This is a genomic window from Streptococcus mitis (assembly GCF_000722705.1).
GTDB classification, from domain to species: domain Bacteria; phylum Bacillota; class Bacilli; order Lactobacillales; family Streptococcaceae; genus Streptococcus; species Streptococcus mitis_P.
On the sequence record NZ_JPFW01000004.1, the window covers coordinates 101,013 to 123,734 of the forward strand.

The 22,722-nt window shown below is 41.3% G+C and carries 29 protein-coding genes; 25 read left to right on the plus strand and 4 right to left on the minus strand.

The features are described 5' to 3' along the window. The first annotated feature begins 29 nt into the window (after positions 1-29). The 8 genes from SK642_RS01640 to dnaJ all read left to right on the plus strand — a co-directional run bounded on the left by SK642_RS01640 (position 30) and on the right by dnaJ (position 7,677). Positions 30-350, plus strand: coding sequence for a PadR family transcriptional regulator (locus SK642_RS01640; protein ID WP_033683091.1), 321 nt, complete (start codon positions 30-32; stop codon positions 348-350). Beyond that, positions 350-925: a DUF2812 domain-containing protein gene (locus SK642_RS01645; protein WP_033683092.1), complete on the plus strand. Its 576-nt coding sequence runs from the start codon at positions 350-352 to the stop codon at positions 923-925. The genes SK642_RS01640 and SK642_RS01645 overlap by 1 nt, the downstream gene beginning before the upstream one ends. 34 nt (positions 926-959) lie before the next feature. Then, on the plus strand, positions 960-1,472 hold the full coding sequence (locus SK642_RS01650) for a DUF2812 domain-containing protein (protein WP_033683093.1): 513 nt from the start codon (positions 960-962) through the stop codon (positions 1,470-1,472). Positions 1,473-1,632: 160 nt separating this feature from the next. Beyond that, the gene (gene hrcA / locus SK642_RS01655) at positions 1,633-2,667 is read left to right on the plus strand and encodes a heat-inducible transcriptional repressor HrcA (protein WP_000255759.1); all 1,035 of its coding nucleotides are present in this window, start codon (positions 1,633-1,635) and stop codon (positions 2,665-2,667) included. A 26-nt stretch (positions 2,668-2,693) separates the two neighbouring features. After that, entirely contained in the window at positions 2,694-3,218 is a 525-nt protein-coding gene (gene grpE, locus SK642_RS01660) for a nucleotide exchange factor GrpE (RefSeq protein ID WP_000046038.1), read from the plus strand. Positions 3,219-3,598: 380 nt separating this feature from the next. After that, a complete protein-coding gene (gene dnaK / locus SK642_RS01665; RefSeq protein WP_000034667.1) occupies positions 3,599-5,422 on the plus strand; it encodes a molecular chaperone DnaK in 1,824 nt (607 codons plus the stop codon). A gap of 215 nt (positions 5,423-5,637) precedes the next feature. Next, complete coding sequence (locus tag SK642_RS01670) at positions 5,638-6,270, plus strand: DJ-1/PfpI family protein (protein ID WP_033683094.1); 633 nt, start codon at positions 5,638-5,640, stop codon at positions 6,268-6,270. 270 nt (positions 6,271-6,540) lie between these two features. Then, entirely contained in the window at positions 6,541-7,677 is a 1,137-nt protein-coding gene (gene dnaJ, locus SK642_RS01675; RefSeq protein WP_033683095.1) for a molecular chaperone DnaJ, read from the plus strand. Positions 7,678-7,702: 25 nt separating this feature from the next. On the opposite strand, the gene SK642_RS01680 is transcribed toward dnaJ, so the two are convergent. After that, positions 7,703-7,990 (minus strand): hypothetical protein, encoded by a 288-nt coding sequence (locus SK642_RS01680; RefSeq protein ID WP_033683096.1) that lies wholly within the window; start codon positions 7,988-7,990, stop codon positions 7,703-7,705. Positions 7,991-7,999: 9 nt separating this feature from the next. Next, positions 8,000-8,410: an HIT family protein gene (locus SK642_RS01685; protein WP_033683097.1), complete on the minus strand. Its 411-nt coding sequence runs from the start codon at positions 8,408-8,410 to the stop codon at positions 8,000-8,002. Positions 8,411-8,477: 67 nt separating this feature from the next. On the opposite strand from SK642_RS01685, the gene SK642_RS01690 reads away from it, so the two are divergent. Both SK642_RS01690 and SK642_RS01695 read left to right on the plus strand, forming a co-directional pair. Next, on the plus strand, positions 8,478-9,209 hold the full coding sequence (locus SK642_RS01690; protein ID WP_033683098.1) for an ABC transporter ATP-binding protein: 732 nt from the start codon (positions 8,478-8,480) through the stop codon (positions 9,207-9,209). Then, positions 9,206-10,255, plus strand: a complete 1,050-nt coding sequence (locus SK642_RS01695; RefSeq protein ID WP_033683099.1) for an ABC transporter permease — start codon at positions 9,206-9,208, stop codon at positions 10,253-10,255. Before SK642_RS01690 ends, SK642_RS01695 begins: the two co-directional genes overlap by 4 nt. A gap of 61 nt (positions 10,256-10,316) precedes the next feature. Here SK642_RS01695 and SK642_RS01700 read toward each other — a convergent pair whose 3' ends face one another. Continuing rightward, on the minus strand, positions 10,317-10,640 hold the full coding sequence (locus SK642_RS01700) for a hypothetical protein (RefSeq protein WP_000131863.1): 324 nt from the start codon (positions 10,638-10,640) through the stop codon (positions 10,317-10,319). Between the two features lie 28 nt (positions 10,641-10,668). Further along, positions 10,669-10,920 carry a hypothetical protein gene (locus tag SK642_RS01705; RefSeq protein ID WP_001130044.1) on the minus strand — a complete coding sequence of 84 codons (252 nt, stop codon included), beginning with the start codon at positions 10,918-10,920 and terminating at the stop codon, positions 10,669-10,671. 360 nt (positions 10,921-11,280) lie between these two features. On the opposite strand from SK642_RS01705, the gene SK642_RS01710 reads away from it, so the two are divergent. From SK642_RS01710 to infB, 15 genes are all read left to right on the plus strand, one after another. Continuing rightward, entirely contained in the window at positions 11,281-11,619 is a 339-nt protein-coding gene (locus tag SK642_RS01710) for a LytTR family DNA-binding domain-containing protein (RefSeq protein ID WP_000682137.1), read from the plus strand. Positions 11,620-11,623: 4 nt separating this feature from the next. Continuing rightward, on the plus strand, positions 11,624-12,361 hold the full coding sequence (locus SK642_RS01715; protein WP_033683100.1) for a response regulator transcription factor: 738 nt from the start codon (positions 11,624-11,626) through the stop codon (positions 12,359-12,361). A gap of 13 nt (positions 12,362-12,374) precedes the next feature. Next, on the plus strand, positions 12,375-13,724 hold the full coding sequence (locus tag SK642_RS01720; protein ID WP_033683101.1) for a sensor histidine kinase: 1,350 nt from the start codon (positions 12,375-12,377) through the stop codon (positions 13,722-13,724). Between the two features lie 88 nt (positions 13,725-13,812). Continuing rightward, positions 13,813-14,169, plus strand: coding sequence for a hypothetical protein (locus SK642_RS01725; protein ID WP_033683102.1), 357 nt, complete (start codon positions 13,813-13,815; stop codon positions 14,167-14,169). 201 nt (positions 14,170-14,370) lie between these two features. Continuing rightward, positions 14,371-14,535, plus strand: coding sequence for a hypothetical protein (locus tag SK642_RS10700; protein WP_033683103.1), 165 nt, complete (start codon positions 14,371-14,373; stop codon positions 14,533-14,535). Further along, complete coding sequence (locus SK642_RS01735) at positions 14,532-14,936, plus strand: hypothetical protein (protein WP_033683104.1); 405 nt, start codon at positions 14,532-14,534, stop codon at positions 14,934-14,936. The genes SK642_RS10700 and SK642_RS01735 overlap by 4 nt, the downstream gene beginning before the upstream one ends. Before the next feature lie 57 nt (positions 14,937-14,993). Further along, positions 14,994-15,242: an immunity protein BlpZ gene (gene blpZ / locus SK642_RS01740; protein ID WP_033683105.1), complete on the plus strand. Its 249-nt coding sequence runs from the start codon at positions 14,994-14,996 to the stop codon at positions 15,240-15,242. Between the two features lie 30 nt (positions 15,243-15,272). After that, positions 15,273-15,884 (plus strand): CPBP family intramembrane glutamic endopeptidase, encoded by a 612-nt coding sequence (locus tag SK642_RS01745; protein ID WP_033683106.1) that lies wholly within the window; start codon positions 15,273-15,275, stop codon positions 15,882-15,884. Positions 15,885-16,044: 160 nt separating this feature from the next. Then, entirely contained in the window at positions 16,045-16,839 is a 795-nt protein-coding gene (gene ccrZ / locus SK642_RS01750; protein WP_033683107.1) for a cell cycle regulator CcrZ, read from the plus strand. Beyond that, positions 16,836-17,471, plus strand: coding sequence for a tRNA (guanosine(46)-N7)-methyltransferase TrmB (gene trmB / locus SK642_RS01755; RefSeq protein ID WP_033683108.1), 636 nt, complete (start codon positions 16,836-16,838; stop codon positions 17,469-17,471). Before ccrZ ends, trmB begins: the two co-directional genes overlap by 4 nt. Before the next feature lie 126 nt (positions 17,472-17,597). Then, the gene (rimP, locus tag SK642_RS01760) at positions 17,598-18,077 is read left to right on the plus strand and encodes a ribosome maturation factor RimP (RefSeq protein ID WP_033683109.1); all 480 of its coding nucleotides are present in this window, start codon (positions 17,598-17,600) and stop codon (positions 18,075-18,077) included. 43 nt (positions 18,078-18,120) lie between these two features. After that, complete coding sequence (nusA, locus tag SK642_RS01765; RefSeq protein ID WP_000032283.1) at positions 18,121-19,257, plus strand: transcription termination factor NusA; 1,137 nt, start codon at positions 18,121-18,123, stop codon at positions 19,255-19,257. 21 nt (positions 19,258-19,278) lie between these two features. Next, positions 19,279-19,572: an RNase P modulator RnpM gene (gene rnpM / locus SK642_RS01770; RefSeq protein ID WP_000857562.1), complete on the plus strand. Its 294-nt coding sequence runs from the start codon at positions 19,279-19,281 to the stop codon at positions 19,570-19,572. Beyond that, positions 19,565-19,864, plus strand: a complete 300-nt coding sequence (locus SK642_RS01775) for a YlxQ-related RNA-binding protein (protein WP_033683110.1) — start codon at positions 19,565-19,567, stop codon at positions 19,862-19,864. The genes rnpM and SK642_RS01775 overlap by 8 nt, the downstream gene beginning before the upstream one ends. A gap of 16 nt (positions 19,865-19,880) precedes the next feature. Beyond that, positions 19,881-22,682 (plus strand): translation initiation factor IF-2, encoded by a 2,802-nt coding sequence (gene infB, locus SK642_RS01780; RefSeq protein ID WP_033683111.1) that lies wholly within the window; start codon positions 19,881-19,883, stop codon positions 22,680-22,682. Positions 22,683-22,722 lie beyond the last annotated feature (40 nt).

The following is a 22,722-nucleotide window of genomic DNA, read 5'->3' on the forward strand; positions in this document are numbered from 1 at the left end:
ATATCGAACTGAATAGGAGGTGGCTATAAATGGAATTAACAGATAAGATTCGTCGAGTTTATCTTCCGATGACAGAAACGGGTTTTTATATCTTGTTCTGTCTGCAAAAGGAGCGTCATGGGTATAGTATTACGCAAAAGGTCAAGGAGATGACAGATTCGCAAGTTTCGATTAGTCCTGGAACTATGTATGGAACCTTGTCAAAGATGGAAAAGGATGGTTTGATTTCCTTTGTCCGAGAAGAAGAAAAACGGAAAATCTATCAGATCACAGACTTGGGACGAAAAGTCTTAGATATTGAATTGAAGCGTATTGAACGGCTCTATAGAAACAGTCGGGAGGAAGGATGATGGAAAAGAAGGTTGTTTATAGAATTGCTACCATTGCGGATTATGATAGAGAAGCTTTATATCTTAGAGAAATGCATGCTGAGGGCTGGAAACTTAAGGAAGTAACCTACTCTAACTTAGTAGTTGCGGTTAAGTATACTTTTGAAAAGTGCCAACCGGAGCAGGTGTCTTATCAGTTGGACTTTTATCCCATGAAAAAATCAGAGAGAGCCTCCTATTTACAATTGTTTAAAGACTGTGGCTGGGAACATATTACAGACTTTAATGGGTTTTCCTACTTTAGAAAGCTTCATTCTGGAATTGAGTCGGATGCCGAGTTTGAAATTTATAATGACGCAGCTGGGAAGTTAGCTATGGTCAAACGGATTTTAACGAGGCGGATGTTTCCTATTTTGCTTCTCTTTTTAGCTCTACTACCGGTTTTCTCAAAGTTTGTCACTGGAGGTAGTTCTTTCAGTTGGGAAATGTTTTTGATTGTTATAATAGATAGTGTTTTATTGATAGTTCATGCGATTCAGATTTCTTATATTTTTTGGAGATTGTTTCAAAAGTGGAAAGAATTATCTGATAAATAACGCCAGGCATGTTTTCTAATTTTGGAGTAAGGCAATGAATAGCAGAGTAGAATTTCGGATTTTCACTATTCTTGATTTGGACAAGGAAGAAGAGTATTTGCATGAGATGCACTTGAAAGGTTGGAGGTATAGAACGAGTCGTTTTGGTTTTTTCTATTTTGACCAATGTCAACCAGACGATATCATTTATCGTATCTATGATTCTAGACTTCTTAAAAAATATAAGCATGAACTGCAAGATTTTAGAAATAGAGGTTGGGAATTGATAGAAGCAGGTTCTTGTTCGATTCTTCGTAAATCGTCTTCTAATTTACTTCCAGAGGATCAAGTCTATATGAGTAAGGGGCTCAGATGGGAAGTCATGCGGTATAGACTTCGTTCATGTGCAGCTACTTTCTTAGGTGGTTTGGTTGTTTGTATAAGTTTATTTAAAGAAGAACTTTCTATGTCTTTCTTCGTTATTTTTCTTTTATATGCTCTCTTGATTTCCTATCTAATCTATGGTTTTTTTAGACTTAAAAGGAAATATCAAGTAGATGAACAGTAAGTTTCTAGGTCTTTAGACTGATTTTTAGCACTCTTGATAAAAGAGTGCTAATTTTTTGAGTTTTTATCTTGACATTCTCTTCTAAGGGTGTATAATAGAATCATAAGTTAGCACTTGAGTGTATCGAGTGCTAATCGATCAGACAGAGAGGAGTGATGAGATGGTTACAGAGCGTCAGCAGGATATTCTAAATCTCATTATTGACATCTTTACCAAAACGCACGAACCTGTCGGATCCAAAGCCTTGCAAGAGTCTATTAACTCTAGCAGTGCAACCATTCGTAATGACATGGCGGCTTTAGAAAAGCAAGGTTTGCTTGAAAAGGCTCATACTTCAAGTGGTCGGATGCCAAGTGTTGCTGGTTTTCAGTACTATGTGAAACACTCGCTGGATTTTGACCGACTGGCTGAAAATGAGGTATACGAGATTGTCAAAGCCTTTGACCAGGAATTCTTCAAGCTAGAGGATATTTTGCAAGAGGCAGCTAATCTACTAACAGACTTGAGTGGATGTACGGTAGTGGCGCTGGACGTTGAGCCCAGCAGGCAACGTTTGACAGCCTTTGATATCGTTGTTTTGGGGCAACATACAGCCTTGGCAGTATTTACCCTAGACGAGTCTCGAACGGTTACCAGTCAGTTTCTGATTCCAAGGAACTTCTTACAGGAGGATTTGCTGAAACTGAAGAGCATCATTCAGGAACGTTTCCTCGGCCACACCGTTCTAGATATTCACTACAAGATTCGGACGGAGATTCCGCAGATTATCCAGCGCTACTTTACAACAACGGATAATGTGATTGATCTCTTTGAACACATTTTTAAGGAAATGTTCAACGAAAATATCGTGGTGGCAGGCAAGGTCAATCTCTTGAATTTTGCTAATCTGGCAGCCTATCAGTTCTTTGACCAGCCGCAAAAGGTGGCTCTGGAGATTCGTGAGGGATTGCGTGAAGATCAGATGCAAAATGTCCGTGTTGCAGACAGTCAAGAATCCTGCCTAGCTGACCTAGCGGTGATTAGTAGCAAGTTCCTCATTCCTTATCGGGGAGTTGGAATTCTAGCTATTATCGGTCCAGTCAATCTGGATTACCAACAGCTAATCAACCAAGTCAATGTGGTCAACCGTGTTTTGACCATGAAGTTGACAGATTTTTACCGCTACCTCAGCAGTAATCATTATGAAGTACATTAAGATTGAAATCATTAAAGGAGGCGAAAATGGCCCAAGATATAAAAAATGAAGAAGTAGAAGAAGTCCAAGAAGAGGAAGTTGTGGAAACGGTAGAAGAAACGACTCCTGAGAAGTCTGAGTTGGACTTGGCAAATGAACGTGCGGATGAGTTCGAAAATAAATACCTTCGTGCTCATGCAGAAATGCAGAATATCCAACGCCGTGCCAATGAAGAGCGTCAAAACTTGCAACGTTATCGTAGCCAGGACTTGGCAAAAGCGATTCTCCCTTCTTTGGATAACCTAGAGCGTGCACTCGCAGTTGAAGGTTTGACAGATGATGTGAAGAAGGGCTTGGAAATGGTGCAAGAAAGCTTGATTCACGCTTTGAAAGAAGAAGGAATCGAAGAAATCGCAGCTGACGGTGAATTTGACCATAACTACCATATGGCCATCCAAACTCTCCCAGCAGACGATGAACACCCAGCAGATACCATCGCCCAAGTTTTCCAAAAAGGCTACAAACTCCATGATCGTATCCTACGCCCAGCAATGGTGGTGGTGTACAACTAGGCAATTCTGACGGTAGCTAAATGACGGTAGCTAAAGCAACTCGTCAGAAAACGGCAATCGCTATGGCGTTTGCCTAGCCTCCTTACTAACTCGTCGTCGAAATAAAATCGATTTCGACTCCTCGTGTCGCAATTTACATAATAGAAAACTTGTCCGAAACGACACTAAACTATGAAGAAAGATAAAATATGTTTGGCTTTGCAATAGTGAGCGAAGCGAACCAAAGACGATACTCTTCGCCGTGGCGCTATCTGCGCAAACTTTGAGACCTTAGGCTCAAAGTTTAGTCAAAGAGATTGACGAAGTCAAGCTCTGACGGCGTCGCCACTTAAGAAGAGTATCAAAAAGAAAAAAGAAGATAAATTTAAGGAGAAAAACACATGTCTAAAATTATCGGTATTGACTTAGGTACAACAAACTCAGCAGTTGCAGTTCTTGAAGGAACTGAAAGCAAAATCATCGCAAACCCAGAAGGAAACCGTACAACTCCATCTGTAGTCTCATTCAAAAACGGAGAAATCATCGTTGGTGACGCTGCAAAACGTCAAGCAGTCACAAACCCAGATACAGTTATCTCTATCAAATCTAAAATGGGAACTTCTGAAAAAGTTTCTGCTAACGGAAAAGAATACACTCCACAAGAAATTTCAGCTATGATTCTTCAATACTTGAAAGGTTATGCTGAAGACTACCTTGGTGAAAAAGTAACCAAAGCAGTTATCACAGTTCCTGCTTACTTCAACGATGCTCAACGTCAAGCAACAAAAGACGCTGGTAAAATCGCTGGTCTTGAAGTAGAACGTATCGTCAACGAACCAACTGCAGCAGCTCTTGCTTATGGTTTGGACAAGACTGACAAAGAAGAAAAAATCTTGGTATTTGACCTTGGTGGTGGTACATTCGACGTATCTATCCTTGAATTGGGTGACGGTGTCTTCGACGTATTGTCAACTGCAGGGGACAACAAACTTGGTGGTGACGACTTTGACCAAAAAATCATTGACCACTTGGTAGCAGAATTCAAGAAAGAAAACGGTATTGACTTGTCTACTGACAAGATGGCAATGCAACGTTTGAAAGATGCAGCTGAAAAAGCGAAGAAAGACCTTTCTGGTGTAACTTCAACACAAATCAGCTTGCCATTTATCACTGCTGGTGAAGCTGGACCTCTTCACTTGGAAATGACTTTGACTCGTGCGAAATTTGACGATTTGACTCGTGACCTTGTAGAACGTACAAAAGTTCCAGTTCGTCAAGCCCTTTCAGATGCAGGTTTGAGCTTGTCAGAAATCGACGAAGTTATCCTTGTTGGTGGTTCAACTCGTATCCCAGCCGTTGTAGAAGCTGTTAAAGCTGAAACTGGTAAAGAACCAAACAAATCAGTAAACCCTGACGAAGTTGTTGCTATGGGTGCTGCCATCCAAGGTGGTGTCATTACTGGTGATGTCAAAGACGTTGTCCTTCTTGACGTAACACCATTGTCACTTGGTATCGAAACAATGGGTGGAGTATTTACAAAACTCATCGACCGTAACACAACTATTCCAACATCTAAATCACAAGTCTTCTCAACAGCAGCAGACAACCAACCAGCCGTTGATATCCACGTTCTTCAAGGTGAACGCCCAATGGCAGCAGATAACAAGACTCTTGGACGTTTCCAATTGACAGATATCCCAGCTGCACCTCGTGGAATTCCTCAAATCGAAGTAACATTTGACATCGACAAGAACGGTATCGTGTCTGTTAAAGCTAAAGACCTTGGAACTCAAAAAGAACAAACTATTGTGATCCAATCAAACTCAGGTTTGACTGACGAAGAAATCGACCGCATGATGAAAGATGCAGAAGCAAACGCTGAAGCAGATAAGAAACGTAAAGAAGAAGTAGACCTTCGTAATGAAGTAGACCAAGCAATCTTTGCGACTGAAAAGACAATCAAGGAAACTGAAGGAAAAGGTTTCGACGCAGAACGTGACGCTGCCCAAGCTGCCCTTGATGATCTTAAGAAAGCTCAAGAAGACAACAACTTGGACGAAATGAAAGCAAAACTTGAAGCATTGAACGAAAAAGCTCAAGGCCTTGCTGTTAAACTCTACGAACAAGCCGCAGCAGCGCAACAAGCTCAAGCAGGAGCAGAAGGCGCACAAGCAACAGGAAACGCAGGCGATGACGTCGTAGACGGAGAGTTTACTGAAAAATAAGATGCAAAGCCCGTTAAAACCTCACAGTGAAAATAGGAAATCTGACACAGAAACTTTAGTTTCTAGGAAGATTTGTCTTTTTCACCAAGAGGTTAGGGAGTGCTCGATTTAGCATTACTAGTTTGATTTTTAAAACTCGAACGTCGTAATGATAGGAAGAAATCCAGAGGTTGCAACCCAGCCTCTGTTTTTCGATAAAATAGAGGATGTTGCGTATGAAAAAAGTACTTTGTGTCATTTATCCTAATTTTTCTCTCTATGAGATAACCACTTTAACAAGTACTTTAGCTCTGTCTTTTGATATCACGATTGATTATGTCGCTTCTGAGAATTCGATGGTGGTCTCTGAGGATGGTTTGCCCTGTCAACCGACGAAAACATTGGATCAGATCCGTATAGAAGATTATTCTTGTGTGATTTTGCCAGGAATGGTAAATATAGGTCCTACTCTACAAGATGAGAAATTGATCTCGTTTTTGAGAAGTCTTAATGAGCAAGATGTCTTAATTGCAGCCATTTCTTCAGCGCCCCTTTTATTGGCGAAGGCAGGCTTGTTGAACGACACGAAATTTACAGGTGGAATTTGGCAAAACTTCTTTGATTATTTTGAATTTCTTCCACGTAAGAATTTTCAACCGAAAGTTCTTGTCCAAGATAAACAAATCATTACGGCTATCGGTTTTGCACATCAAGAGTTTGCAAGAAAAGTGATTTTTGGTTTAGGGTTGGCAGAGAATACGGACAACTATTTTAAAGAACAGAACGAGTATGCTGAAGAGGATTTGATATTTACTCTATCAGATGAAGAGTTTAATCAAGTGAAGCAGAGTATAGAAAACAGCCTCTAAAGATTTACATGAAAATTATAGAAAGGAACAACGGTGTTCGTAACTGAACACGGGTTCCCAAATTTCTTACTCAATATAAAAGAAAGGAATTGAACCCGACCTAAATCGAGGTTTGATTCAAAATATCAATAGAAAGGAACAAAGGTGTTCAGGGAATTGAACACGGGCTACGGACTGTGCCAAAAAGATAGTTTTTTCTAGGACGCAAGCGTCCGTCGTCAAAACTCCTATTTTGGCTGTGTCCGTTTGACGCCCTTTGTATCTTGAATTATGAACAATACTGAATTTTATGATCGTCTGGGGGTGTCAAAAAACGCTTCGGCAGACGAGATCAAAAAGGCTTATCGTAAGCTTTCGAAAAAATATCACCCAGATATCAACAAGGAGCCTGGTGCTGAGGACAAGTACAAGGAAGTTCAAGAAGCCTATGAGACTTTGAGTGACGACCAAAAACGTGCAGCCTATGACCAATATGGTGCTGCAGGAGCCAACGGTGGCTTTGGTGGTGCTGGTGGTTTCGGCGGTTTCAATGGGGCAGGTGGCTTCGGTGGTTTTGAGGACATCTTCTCAAGTTTCTTCGGCGGAGGCGGTGCTTCGCGCAATCCAAACGCTCCTCGTCAAGGGGATGACCTCCAATACCGTGTGAATTTGACCTTTGAAGAAGCTATTTTCGGAGCTGAAAAAGAAGTCAAGTACAACCGTGAAGCAAGCTGTCGTACATGTAATGGCTCAGGTGCTAAGCCAGGAACAAGTCCAGTCACTTGTGGACGCTGTCATGGCGCTGGTGTTATTAACGTCGATACGCAGACTCCGCTTGGTATGATGCGTCGCCAAGTAACCTGTGATGTCTGTCATGGTCGCGGAAAAGAAATCAAAGATCCATGTACAACTTGTCACGGAACAGGTCATGAAAAACAAGCTCATAGCGTACATGTCAAAATCCCTGCTGGTGTGGAAACTGGTCAACAAATTCGCCTAGCTGGTCAGGGTGAAGCAGGCTTTAACGGTGGACCATACGGTGACTTGTATGTAGTAGTTTCTGTGGAAGCCAGCGATAAGTTTGAACGTGAAGGAACGACTATCTTCTACAGTCTCAACCTCAACTTTGTCCAAGCAGCTCTTGGTGACACAGTAGATATCCCAACTGTTCACGGTGATGTTGAATTGGTTATTCCAGAGGGAACTCAGACTGGTAAGAAATTCCGTCTACGTGGCAAGGGAGCGCCAAGTCTTCGTGGTGGTGCAGTTGGTGACCAATACGTTACTGTCAATGTCGTGACTCCGACAGGCTTGAACGACCGCCAAAAAGCAGCTTTGAAAGAATTCGCAGCTGCTGGTGATTTAAAAGTCAATCCAAAGAAAAAGGGCTTCTTTGACCATATTAAAGATGCATTTGAAGGAGAATAAAGCAAAAAGAGCCGTCGGGCTCTTTTTACTTATCTTCAATTTCCTGTGTTTCTTTGATCACAGCTAGTCTAGTCTGGATATCCTTTTCCAAGACCTTAAACTTGTAAGTCAGGTCTTCTTGGTATTCCTTAATGAGTTCTTTTTGCTGGTCGATGATTTGCAGGCTGTTTTGGATAATATCCACATCGTCCTTGATAGCTTGAACACGGTCAGTAGTGTTCAAGACTTCATCTGTGATGACTTGGCGATTTTTTGTGACCAAATAACTTCCTGCTGCAGCTCCTGCAAATAGCAGTAGATTAGATAATTTCATGGCAACTCCTTAGGCGTTTTTGATAGTTTTAGCGACTTGAGCGAGTTTGTCAAAGTCTGGTTCGTGGGCGATAAAATCAATCTTGAGGTCATCGTCCGCACTGTAGCGAGGAACGAGGTGCACGTGGGTATGAAAGACTGTTTGACCAGCGATTTCTTCACAGTTGGCAATGATATTCATGCCAGCAGCCTTGGTAGCTTTCATAACTTTTTGAGCCACTTTTGGCACTTGGGCAAGGAGTTGGCTGGCGCTAGTAGCGTCCATTTCCAAAAGATTGCGATAGTGCTCTTTTGGTACGACCAAGGTGTGTCCTGGTGTTACTTGAGAGATATCAAGAAAGGCAAGAACCTGCTCATCTTCATATACTTTTGAAGCAGGAATTTCCCCTGCGATGATTTTACAAAAAATGCAATCTGACATAAAATCTACCTCTACTGTATTGAATTTTGATATAATATAGCTACATTATACCAGATTTGGAGAAAATATGTTAGAAATTAAAAACCTGACAGGTGGCTATGTTCATGTCCCTGTCTTGAAAGATGTGTCCTTTACAGTTGAAAGTGGGCAGTTGGTCGGTTTGATCGGTCTCAATGGTGCTGGGAAATCGACGACCATCAATGAAATTATCGGTCTGTTGACACCTTATAGCGGTTCTATCAATATCAACGGTTTGACCTTGCAAGAAGACGCGACTAACTACCGCAAGCAAATTGGCTACATTCCTGAGACACCCAGTTTGTATGAGGAATTGACCCTCAGAGAGCATATCGAAACGGTTGCTATGGCTTATGGTATCGAGCAGAAAGTGGCTTTTGAGCGAGTAGAACATTTGTTAAAAATGTTCCGTCTGGATCAGAAATTGGACTGGTTCCCTGTGCATTTTTCCAAAGGGATGAAGCAGAAGGTCATGATTATCTGTGCTTTTGTGGTAGACCCGAGTCTTTTCATCGTGGATGAGCCTTTCCTTGGTCTGGATCCGCTGGCTATTTCTGACTTGATTCAGCTTTTGGAAGTGGAAAAGCAAAAGGGCAAGTCTATTCTCATGAGTACCCACGTGCTGGATTCGGCGGAGAAGATGTGTGATGCCTTTGTTATTCTCCACAAGGGAGAGGTGCGTGCCAAGGGGAATCTAACTCAACTGCGCGAAGCCTTTGATATGCCTGAGGCTAGTCTGAATGATATTTACTTGGCTCTGACCAAAGAGGAGGACCTATGAAAGACTTGTTTTTAAAGAGAAAGCAGGCTTTTCGTAAGGAGTGTGTCGGTTATCTGCGCTATGTTCTCAATGACCACTTTGTATTGTTCCTGCTTGTCCTGCTGGGCTTTCTAGCCTACCAGTACAGTCAACTCTTACAACATTTTCCTGAAAATCATTGGCCTATCCTTTTATTTGTAGGAATTACGTCTGTTTTACTGTTGCTTTGGGGAGGAATTGCCACCTATATGGAGGCTCCAGACAAGCTCTTTCTCTTAGTCGGAGAAGAGGAAATCAAACTCCATCTCAAGCGTCAAACTGGCATTTCCCTAGTCTTTTGGCTCTTTGTCCAGACCCTTTTCTTGCTATTGTTTGCGCCCTTATTTTTAGCCATGGGTTATGGCTTACCTGTTTTTCTGGTCTATGTGCTTTTATTGGGAGTAGGAAAATATTTCCTCTTTCGTCAAAAGACTAGTAAATTTTTCATTGAAAATAGACTGGACTGGGACTATGTCATTTCTCAAGAAAGCAAGCGTAAGCAAGTCTTGCTTCGTTTCTTTGCCCTCTTTACCCAGGTAAAGGGAATTTCAAACAGTGTCAAGCGTCGTGCCTATCTGGACTTTATCCTAAAGGTTGTTCAGAAGGTGCCTGGAAAGATTTGGCAAAATCTCTATCTGCGTTCTTATCTGCGAAATGGAGACCTCTTTGCGCTCAGTCTCCGTCTGCTCCTACTTTCCTTGCTGGCGCAGGTCTTTATCGAGCAAGCTTGGATTGCGACAGCAGTGGTAGTTCTCTTTGACTATCTCTTGCTCTTCCAGCTGCTGGCCCTCTATCACGCCTTTGACTACCAGTATTTGACCCAACTCTTTCCACTGGACAAGGGGCAAAAGGAAAAAGGCTTGCAGTCAGTAGTTAGAGGATTGACCAGTTTTGTTTTACTTGTGGAATTAGTTGTCGGCCTTGTGACTTTCCAAGAAAAACTAGCCCTTCTAGCCTTGCTGGGAGCTGGTTTGGTTTTACTAGTCTTGTACTTACCTTATCAGGTCAAACGTCAGATGCAGGACTAATCTTGCCTATATGACACTAAAAAAGAAGTTGAGTTCAGTTTGTCTCAACTTCTTTTATTTTCTACAAGATAATGGTTGGTCCGTAGAGACTCAACTTGGTCTTGACTTGGTCAAAGTGGAAGCGGTCATAGGCCCGCCAAGCGGCGCGTGTAGGAGCATCTGGATTGAGGGCGCTGAGTCCCATGAGAAGACTGGAAGTCTGGTAGAATTTTTCCAGTTCAATCAAGACGCGATTATCCACAGTCTCAGCCTTGGCTAGAAAACCAAGAATAGAGTTTAATTGCTCCTGAAAGCGGACGTCGTCAGCTGTTGCCTGTTTGCATGCTTGATAGGCTTTGTTTAAGTCAGTAATCAAAGTTTGAGCTGTTTTGATTGGGTCTGTCATTTACGTGACCTCCTATATAATTTATATTTTAAGGTAAGGGATTGTGTAAATCTCCTAGTGAGGCACCTATATTATTAGCAACATTGCCAACTATGTTGCCCCAATCAATGATACATTTACCATTATCAAGATTAGCTTTATTATATGAATATCCATTTCTACATAGTACATTATCGCTAATTATATGAAACGGAGAATACCATCCATATGGAATACTACCGCCATTTATATGAGAAAGTTCGATTGATGTTAATTGTTTTGTTTTATTTGACTTGGCCATAATTTTCTCCTTGTTATATTTACGTCAATTGCAATAGAGTATATTTATAGGGTGTTAATCATGGTGGATGTGAATAAATCATATGCAGCCCTCCTTTTTTGATGATTTTTAAAGTTATTGCAAACATAATCTTTCTATAATCATAGTTTATCACTTTTAACTCTTTTTTTTTATTCAAATCTTTAATTGTCATTGAAATGTCTTGAATTGCGCTGAGTGAATTTTATGATAAAATAGTGGTAAGATTATCATGCTTATTTGAGGAACAAGCTACCTTTCAGGAGCGTTGAAGGCCTGTTTAGGATTGGGTGTGCTTGTGTTAGATTTTTTCTGTTATTCTTTTCTTAGGAGGAGAATCCAATGAAACATATGATTATTCAGACACAGAAAACAGTCTATAAAGTAAACGTCGACGATGTCTACTATATCCAAACACATCCAACTAAAGCCCATACTGTACAGATTGTTACAGAAGAAGCTAGTTTTAATATGGTTCAAAATTTAAGTAATCTTGAGAACCAATATGGGGAAACCTTGATGAGATGTCATCGAAATTGTTTGGTTAATCTTGATAAAGTAAAATCGATTGATTTTCAAGAAAGAATCCTTTTTCTTGGAGAAGAAGGTCAATACGCTGTCAAGTATGCCAGACGTCGCTATAGAGAAATTCGTCAAAAATGGTTGAAAGAAGGGGAGTAAAAAGATGAGGATATTTGTTTTAGAAGATGATTTTTCCCAACAGGCTAGGATTGAAACGACGATTGAGAAACTTTTGAAAGAACATCAGATCATTCCCAGTTCTTTTGAAGTCTTTGGGAAATCAGACCAACTGCTGGCAGAGGTGCATGAGAAGGGAGCCCATCAGCTATTCTTTTTGGATATTGAGATTCGAAATGAAGAGATGAAGGGGCTGGAAGTGGCTAGAAAGATTCGGGATCGAGACCCCTATGCCCTGATTGTCTTTGTGACAACTCACTCGGAGTTTATGCCCCTGTCCTTTCGCTACCAAGTGTCTGCTTTGGACTACATTGATAAGGCCTTGTCGGCAGAGGAGTTTGAATCTCGTATCGAGACAGCCCTCCTCTATGCCAATAGTCAAGACAGTAAAAGTCTAGCTGAAGATTGCTTTTACTTTAAATCAAAATTTGCCCAATTCCAGTATCCTTTTAAAGAGGTCTACTATCTCGAAACATCGCCCAGAGCCCATCGTGTTATTCTCTATACCAAGACAGACAGGCTGGAATTTACAGCGAGTTTAGAGGAGGTTTTCAAGCAGGAACCCCGTCTCTTGCAGTGCCATCGCTCTTTTCTCATTAATCCTGCCAATGTGGTTCGTTTGGATAAGAAAGAAAAACTTCTTTACTTCCCCAATGGTGGAAGCTGTATGATAGCGCGTTATAAGGTCAGGGAAGTGTCTGAGGCTATCAATAACTTGCACTAGGTGAGGAGAATTTATGTATATTTTTTGGATGATATTGTATTCACTAGCTATTATTGGGCTAGAAATTATCATGTTCTTTAAGGTAGATGGAATTAGTCTCACTTTCGATAGAATTTTTAAGGCCTTTCTTCTAAAATTTCTTCTAGCAGCAATTGTTACAACTTTTAAATTTTTAGTCTTGACTGACTATCTGTCATACTTTATAGAACCCTTGTTCGGCATCAGCTTGTCTCTCATATTTTTAAGAGGGCTTCCTAAAAAACTCCTTTTCTTTTATGGTCTTTTTCCAGTTGTATTGATGGATATTTTTTACAGAAGTGTCTCCTATTTTGTGTTTCCGTTTTTGGGGAAAGGGATTGTAGATGGATATGGAAATCCTCTCTTTTTGTTGATTATGATATTCGTTTACTCCATAGTATTAGTCTTTTTGAAATGGTTGAACTATGATTTTACTAGTTTGAGAAGGGAGATTCTAGATAAAGCTTTTCAAAAGTCTCTGACTACGATTAACTGGATAATGGGGGCTTACTTTTTTGTCATGGAAAGTCTGTCTTACTTTGAATATGCATACGATATCCAATCAAAGACTGTTCGCCATCTCATCCTAGTGTTTTACCTCCTCTTTTTTATGGGGGTTATCAAGAAATTAGATACCTATTTGAAGGACAAACTCCATGAGAGACTGGACCAAGAGCAGGCCTTGCGCTATAGAGATATGGAACGCTATAGTCGGCATATAGAGGAACTTTACAAGGAAGTACGGAGTTTTCGCCATGATTACACCAACCTCTTGACCAGTTTACGTCTGGGCATTGAAGAGGAGGATATGGAGCAGATAAAAGAGGTCTACGACTCGGTCTTAAAGGATTCTAGTGAAAAATTGCAGGACAATAAATATGACCTTGGTCGATTGGTAAATATTCGTGATAAAGCCCTAAAAAGTCTTCTAGCAGGGAAATTTCTAAAAGCCAGAGATAAGAACATAGTCTTTAATGTCGAAGTTCCAGAGGAGATTCAGGTAGAGGGGATGAGCTTACTTGACTTTCTAACCATTGTGTCTATCCTTTGTGACAACGCTATTGAAGCCAGTGCAGAGGCTAGTCAACCTCATGTTTCAATTGCCTTTTTAAAAAATGGAGCACAGGAGACATTTATCATCGAAAATTCCATCAAAGAAGAGGAGATAGATATTTCTGAAATCTTCTCCTTTGGAGCCAGTTCTAAAGGGGAGGAGAGAGGAGTTGGTCTCTATACCGTTATGAAAATTGTGGAAAGTCATCCCAATACCAGTCTCAATACCACCTGTCAAAATCAAGTCTTTCGTCAGGTTTTAACGGTTCACTTGTTGCCGGTTGGTCATTAGAAAATTTGTGAAAAAATTGGCAGAAGTTAACAGATAAAGTTTGTCTTTATCGAGCCAGACTTTTGCTATAGTATCTGAGGTATATTAAATGAATAAGAAATCCTTTTTTATCATCTGTTCTACGTTGATTATAGCATCGAATCTTCTCATGATTTCCGTGGTGAACAAGGGAGAAGAAACAGGGAGCAACCTGTTTGTGATTGCTATAGCCTGTATTTTATTACCAGCTTTTTTATATGCGGTTGAAAACCGACTGACTTCATTGGTAAGAGTAGAATCAATACTCCTGATTCAGTTGACAGTTATATCCCTACTCCGTCTTATCAACAGAATAGGGAGTACGCCTGAAATCCTCAACATTATCGTTACCCTTATCGCTTTGGCAAGTGGGACAGCTGCTATCCTTGTTGCGATCATGAGAATATATGAGAACATACGGAAGTGAGGGTGAGTAGTTCTCTATTTTGTATTTTCACATTGTCAAGTTCCCCCAGGGCAAGTATGTTTTTCATGCTTGCTTTTTAAATTTTTTAACAATTCAAGATGTTTTGATGACCATTTACGATTTGAGTGATCTAAGAATAAAACGAGTGCTATACTAGCAGTGTAAAGGTTCTAGCTCAACAAAGATTCAGGAGGAAATCTTATGAAGAAAAATATACTTGTCATTTTCATCTTGTATCTAATCATGTCCATCTTTCTTTATCCGTTTAGGGAGAGTACTTGGTATCAGCTATTTTATACCATAGCCTATGTGATTGCAGTGATGATTTATTTTGCTATCATGAAAAAGAAAGGAGAAAAGAAATGAAAACTTTTCTTGCTAAAAAACGGAACATCTTCCTTGCGAGATTGTTCCTAGGTCAGTTGCCCTTACTTGTCTCCACTTATCTATTTCTATCTCGTCAGTTTTTAAATTTTTCCTTAGTCCTACAATTTCTTTTAGTGGTTATTAACTTGGCTTCTATTTTGGTTACTGTTTATCTCACTAGAGAAATGAGGATAAGAGAGTTTGAAGATGATGATTTGGTTAGTCCTAGAACCAATCAACTTATGTATATCGGTTTGACAGGTTTTATGTCCATTATCTGTTTGTATAGAGGTATCACAGCAGGAGAATTCTACCAACAACTTATTGCTTATATAGGCGCTATTCTCTGCTTGCTTATCATGCTTCTGCTCATTTGGGGCTTGAAGTATTATAAAAAGTAGGGAAGAGTTTTCTTATTAATCTGGGACTAGTCTAAAGACTGGCAGGAGGAGGTCATCATGTATAAACACTTATTTTTCCTAGATTCCAAAACCTTAGACTGGTTGACACCTTATATTCTAGTCTTGGCTTCTGACACCATTGCTTTTAATGTTTTTGTGCTAACCTTTGTATCTGCGGTGGTCTTTAATTCCCTAAATCCCATGCTAGCTTTTATGGCTATCTTCTTAGGAGCTGGCTATGTGGCCGGATTTTGGTTACTCAAATGGTTTGTTTTGGAAAGGTTAGAGCGGAAGGATGATGTGTAGGGAGGTTTGTTTCTTGAGGAGGATAATTTTATGGAGTTCTTTGATAAATTTCATGCCTTTTGTTTTGGATTTTTAGTATTACTAATCGTCATTACAGTTCCTTATACGATTAACCACGGGGATTTTTTTCAAAATGAATCTGCATTGATTATTGTAAGTTTTCTAGTAACCTCGCTAAGTGTTGCTTATGCTAGAAAGTTTGAAATGATTTCTTTTGGGATGTTAAGCAAGAAAGAACTTTTGCTGTTCATTGTAATCTTTCTTCTAAGTGTACTTGAGACGTTGGTTTATATTCATTTCTTCGCTGTTTCTTCTGGCGCAGGAGTTCAACACTTGTCGGAAGTTAGCAGAGGAATTTCTCTGTCTTTGATTTTGACTTCCTCAGTTTTTGGACCCATCCAGGAGGAACTCATTTTCAGAGGACTTCTTCAAGGTGCCGTTTTTGACAATTCTTGGTTAGGGATTGTGCTAACTTCCTCTCTCTTTTCTTTCATGCATGGACCTTCTAATGTCCCCTCGTTTATTTTTTATCTACTTGGGGGCTTGTTACTGGGCTTTGCTTATAAAAAGAGCCAAAACCTATGGGTTTCTACTCTAGTTCACATGTTTTACAATGCTTGGCCACTCTTATATTATTTATAAAAATCATGAAAGGTAAGCAGAAGACGGTGCTTGCCTTTTTCTTTCTATAATGATACCCAAGCCAATCTAGAGGCTTTTCTTTGAGAATCGGGTGTGGAGCGGTTGACGAATAGGCCAAAAACTAGTAGAATAGTAAGGAAACTTTATACGGAGGAAAGAAATGGATTTGGGTGATAATGAGCTAACACTGACTCCCATACCTGGGAAAAGTGGCAAAGCTTATATGGGTAGCTATCCTGATGGGAAGCGTATCTTTGTAAAAATGAACACCTCTCCAATCCTACCTGGTCTAGCTAGAGAACAAATTGCTCCACAATTATTATGGAGTCGCCGTTTGGCAGATGGGCGTGATATGTGTGCTCAAGAATGGTTGACAGGCAAGATATTGACCCCCTATGATATGAATCGTAAACAAATCGTCAATATCTTAACCCGTCTTCATCGCTCACGTCCGTTGATGACACAGTTGAGTCGTTTGGGATATGCCATGGAAACACCTGTAGATTTACTACAGTCTTGGCAAGAAACGGCTCCAGATGCTTTGCGTAAAAATCATTTTATCAGTGAAGTGATGGCTGATTTACGTCAGACTATTCCAGGATTTAGAGAGGACTATGCGACCATTGTCCATGGAGATGTACGACATAGTAATTGGATTGAGACAGATAGTGGCTTGATTTATTTGGTAGATTGGGATTCGGTTCGCTTGACCGACCGCATGTTTGATGTGGCCCATATGCTCTGCCATTATATTCCAGAACATCAGTGGAAGGAATGGTTGACCTACTACGGTTACAAGTACAATCAAACGGTATTAACTAAATTGTATTGGTATGGTCAATTGTCTTATTTGAGCCAGATTTCCAAGTATTATATGAACCAAGATTTAGAAAATGTTAATCGGGAGATTCATGGCTTGCGTCACTTCCGAGACAAGTATGGAAAGAGAAGATGAGAGTTAGAAATCGTAAAGGGGCGACAGAATTACTAGAGGCAAATCCCCAGTATGTGGTCCTCAATCCCTTGGAAGCCAAGGGAAAATGGCGGGACTTGTTTGGCAATGACAACCCCATTCATGTGGAAGTTGGTAGTGGCAAGGGTGCCTTTGTTTCAGGTATGGCCAAACAAAACCCTGACATCAACTATATCGGGATTGATATTCAAAAGTCTGTTTTGAGTTACGCTTTGGACAAGGTTCTTGAAGTTGGAGTGCCTAACATCAAGCTCTTGTGGGTGGATGGTTCTGATTTGACGGACTACTTTGAAGACGGTGAGATTGATCGCTTGTATCTGAACTTTTCAGATCCATGGCCTAAAAAACGCCATGAAAAGCGTCGTTTGACCTACAAGAGTTTCCTAGATACCTTCAAGCGTATCTTGCCTGAAAATGGAGAAATTCATTTCAAGACGGATAACCGTGGCTTGTTTGAGTACAGCCTAGTGAGCTTTTCTCAGTATGGCATGAAACTAAATGGTGTCTGGCTAGACTTACATGCCAGTGATTTTGAAGGCAATGTCATGACAGAATATGAACAAAAATTCTCAAACAAGGGTCAAGTTATCTACCGAGTTGAGGCAGAATTTTAAGAAATAGCCTAAAATCAGGCTGTATAAGTGCTTTTGCTTTACATAAGTTGGCAAACGTGCTATACTAATAGTAAGAATATGAGAAAGAGAGGCGGGGAAATATCTTCGCCTCTTGCTTATGAGGAGGTGGACGCAATCGCAACAATCGTAGAATTAGTCAGAGAAGTTGTAGAACCTGTCATCCAAGCACCTTTCGAGCTCGTGGATATCGAGTACGGAAAGATTGGCAGTGACATGATTCTCAGTATTTTTGTAGATAAACCTGAAGGAATTACCTTGAACGACACGGCAGACTTGACAGAAATAATCAGTCCTGTCCTAGACACCATCAAGCCAGATCCCTTCCCAGAACAATATTTCCTAGAAATCACCAGTCCAGGCTTGGAACGTCCTTTGAAAACCAAGGATGCCGTCGCTGGAGCGGTTGGGAAATACATCCATGTCGGGCTCTACCAAGCCATCAATAAGCAAAAGGTCTTTGAAGGAACCTTGTTGGCCTTCGAAGAGGACGAGTTGACCATGGAATATATGGACAAGACGCGTAAGAAAACTGTCCAAATTCCATACAGTTTAGTATCAAAAGCACGTTTAGCAGTTAAATTATAGAAAAAGAAAGGATAGCTTTTGAGGATTCAAAAGTGAAGAGAACATGAGTAAAGAAATGCTAGAGGCCTTCCGCATTTTGGAAGAAGACAAGGGAATCAAAAAAGAAGATATCATCGACGCAGTAGTAGAGTCGCTTCGTTCCGCTTATCGCAGACGCTATGGTCAATCAGACAGCGTAGCTATTGACTTCAACGAAAAAACAGGTGACTTTACAGTCTATACTGTCCGTGAAGTTGTTGATGAAGTATTTGATAGCCGTTTGGAAATCAGCTTGAAAGATGCTCTTGCCATTAATTCAGCCTATGAACTTGGAGACAAAATCAAGTTTGAAGAAGCACCTGCTGAGTTTGGTCGTGTAGCAGCCCAATCTGCCAAACAAACCATCATGGAAAAAATGCGCAAGCAAACACGTGCCATCACCTACAATACTTACAAAGAGCATGAACAAGAAATCATGTCTGGTACTGTAGAACGCTTTGACAACCGCTTTATTTATGTCAACCTTGGCAGCATCGAAGCCCAATTGTCAAAACAAGACCAAATCCCTGGAGAAGTTTTTGCTTCCCACGACCGTATCGAAGTCTATGTCTACAAGGTTGAAGACAACCCTCGTGGTGTGAATGTCTTTGTTAGCCGTAGCCACCCAGAAATGATCAAACGCTTGATGGAGCAAGAGATTCCAGAAGTTTATGACGGAACTGTTGAAATCATGAGCGTGGCTCGTGAAGCTGGTGACCGTACCAAGGTTGCTGTTCGCAGTCATAATCCAAACGTGGACGCTATCGGTACAATCGTTGGACGTGGTGGAGCTAATATTAAGAAGATTACGAGCAAATTCCACCCAGCTCGTTACGATGCCAAGAGCGACCGTATGGTACCAATCGAAGAAAACATCGACGTTATCGAGTGGGTAGCAGATCCAGCTGAATTTATCTACAATGCCATCGCTCCTGCTGAAGTTGACCAAGTTATCTTTGATGAAAACGACAGCAAACGTGCCTTGGTGGTTGTTCCAGATAACAAGCTTTCTCTTGCCATCGGTCGTCGTGGGCAAAACGTTCGTTTGGCAGCTCACTTGACTGGTTACCGTATCGATATCAAGTCTGCTAGTGAATTTGAAGCCATGGAAGAAGCTGCTTCAGTAGATTTGGAAGCAGAAAACGATACTGTAGAAGAATAAAAGCTGCTAGAGGAGGGAAAGATGAAAACGAGAAAAATCCCTTTGCGCAAGTCTGTTGTGTCTAACGAAGTGATTGATAAGCGTGATTTGCTCCGCATTGTCAAGAACAAGGAAGGACAAGTCTTTATCGATCCGACAGGCAAGGCCAATGGCCGTGGCGCTTACATCAAGCTAGACAATGCAGAAGCCCTAGAGGCGAAAAAGAAGAAGGTCTTTAACCGTAGCTTTAGCATGGAAGTGGAAGAAAGCTTTTATGACGAGTTGATCGCTTATGTAGATCACAAAGTGAAAAGAAGAGAGTTAGGACTTGAATAAGCAAAAGATAAGCAATCTCTTGGGACTCGCTCAGCGAGCAGGGCGGATCATATCGGGTGAAGAATTGGTGGTCAAGGCCATTCAAGATGGCAAGGTCAAGTTGGTCTTTCTAGCCCATGATGCTGGACCCAATCTGACCAAGAAGATTCAAGATAAAAGTCAGTATTATCAAGTAGAAATTGTAACCGTGTTTTCAACACTGGAATTAAGCATAGCAGTCGGAAAATCGAGAAAGGTTTTGGCTGTAACAGATGCTGGATTTACAAAGAAAATGAGGTCTCTTATGGAATAGAAGAGGAGGACATGATTTGTCTAAGAAAAGATTGTACGAAATCGCAAAAGAACTTGGAAAAGAAAGTAAAGAAGTTGTAGCGCGTGCAAAAGAGTTGGGCTTGGATGTGAAAAGCCACTCATCAAGTGTGGAAGAAGCTGTCGCTGCAAAAATCGCTGCCAGCTTTAAGCCTGTAGCTGCTCCGAAAGTAGAAGCAAAACCTGCAGCACCAAAAGCAAGTGCAGAAAAGAAAGCCGAAAAATCTGAGCCAGCTAAACCAGCTGTAGCTAAGGAAGAGGCAAAAGCGGCTGAACCAGTTGCTCCTAAAACAGAAAAAGTAGCAGCTAAGCCACAAAGCCGTAATTTCAAGGCTGAGCGTGAAGCTCGTGCCAAAGAGCAGGCAGAGCGACGTAAGCAAAATAAGGGCAATAACCGTGACCAACAACAAAACGGCAACCGTCAGAAAAACGACGGCCGTAATGGTGGAAAACAAGGTCAAGGCAACCGCGACAACCGTCGCTTTAATGATCAAGCTAAGAAACAGCAAGGTCAGCAAAATCGTGGAAATGAGCGCCGTCAACAAGAGGACAAACGTCCAAATCAAGCGGCTCCACGTGTTGACTTTAAAGCCCGTGCAGCAGCCCTAAAAGCAGAGCAAAATGCTGAATATGCCCGTTCAAGTGAGGAACGCTTCAAGCAGTATCAAGCGGCCAAAGAAGCCTTGGCTCAAGCTAACAAACGCAAGGAACCAGAGGAAATCTTTGAAGAAGTGGCTAAGTTAGCTGAACAAACGCAACAAGCACAGCAAGTTCAAGCAGTGGTTGAAGTCGTCCCTGAGAAAAAAGAACCTGCAGTGGATACACGTCGTAAAAAACAAGCTCGACCAGACAAAAATCGTGATGATTATGATCACGAAGAAGATGGTCCTAGAAAACAACAAAAGAATCGAAGTAGTCAAAATCAAGTGAGAAATCAAAAGAATAGTAACTGGAATAATAACAAGAAGAACAAAAAAGGCAATAACAAGAACAACCGTAATCAGGCTCCAAAACCTGTTACAGAGCGTAAATTCCATGAATTGCCAACAGAATTTGAGTATACAGATGGTATGACTGTTGCGGAAATCGCAAAACGTATCAAACGTGAACCAGCTGAAATCGTTAAGAAACTCTTTATGATGGGTGTCATGGCCACACAAAACCAATCCTTGGATGGGGAAACAATTGAACTCCTCATGGTGGATTATGGTATCGAAGCCAAACAAAAGGTTGAAGTGGATAATGCTGATATCGAACGTTTCTTTGTCGAAGATGGTTATCTCAATGAAGATGAATTGGTTGAGCGTCCACCAGTTGTTACCATCATGGGACACGTTGACCATGGTAAAACAACCCTCCTAGATACCCTTCGTAACTCTCGTGTTGCGACAGGTGAAGCAGGTGGTATCACTCAGCATATCGGTGCCTACCAAATTGTTGAAAATGGCAAGAAGATTACCTTCCTTGATACACCAGGACACGCGGCCTTTACATCTATGCGTGCGCGTGGTGCATCTGTTACCGATATTACTATCTTGGTCGTAGCGGCAGATGACGGGGTTATGCCTCAGACAATTGAAGCTATCAACCACTCAAAAGCGGCCAACGTTCCAATCATCGTAGCTATCAACAAGATTGATAAGCCAGGTGCTAACCCAGAACGCGTTATCGGTGAATTGGCAGAGCATGGTGTTATGTCAACTGCTTGGGGGGGAGATTCTGAATTTGTTGAAATTTCAGCTAAATTCAACCAAAATATCGAAGAATTGTTGGAAACAGTCCTTCTTGTGGCTGAAATCCAAGAACTCAAGGCAGACCCAACAGTGCGTGCGATCGGTACAGTTATCGAAGCGCGCTTGGATAAAGGAAAAGGTGCGGTCGCAACCCTTCTTGTTCAACAAGGTACCTTGAATGTCCAAGACCCAATCGTTGTCGGAAATACCTTCGGTCGTGTCCGTGCTATGACCAACGACCTTGGTCGTCGTGTTAAGGTTGCAGGGCCATCAACACCAGTGTCAATCACAGGTTTGAACGAAGCGCCAATGGCGGGTGACCACTTTGCCGTTTACGAGGATGAAAAATCTGCGCGTGCGGCTGGTGAAGAACGTGCCAAACGTGCCCTTATGAAACAACGTCAAGCTACCCAACGTGTCAGCCTTGAAAACCTCTTTGATACCCTTAAAGCTGGTGAACTCAAATCAGTTAACGTTATCATCAAGGCCGATGTACAAGGTTCAGTTGAAGCCCTTTCTGCATCACTTCAAAAGATCGATGTGGAAGGTGTCAAAGTTACTATTGTTCACTCGGCAGTCGGTGCTATCAATGAGTCTGACGTGACACTTGCCGAAGCTTCAAATGCTTTCATCGTTGGTTTCAACGTACGTCCTACACCACAAGCTCGTCAACAAGCGGAAGCTGACGATGTAGAAATCCGTCTCCACAGCATTATCTACAAGGTTATCGAAGAGATGGAAGAAGCTATGAAAGGGATGCTTGATCCAGAATTCGAAGAAAAAGTTATCGGTGAAGCAGTTATTCGTGAAACCTTCAAGGTATCTAAAGTCGGAACTATCGGTGGATTTATGGTTATCAACGGTAAGGTTACCCGTGACTCTAAAGTCCGTGTTATCCGTGACGGTGTTGTTATCTATGATGGCGAACTCGCAAGCTTGAAACACTACAAAGACGACGTCAAAGAAGTTACAAACGGTCGTGAAGGTGGATTGATGATTGATGGCTACAATGATATCAAGACTGATGATGTGATTGAGGCGTATGTCATGGAAGAAATCAAGAGATAATAGAGAAACGATAGCCGATTTGACTCGTCGTCAACAGCGC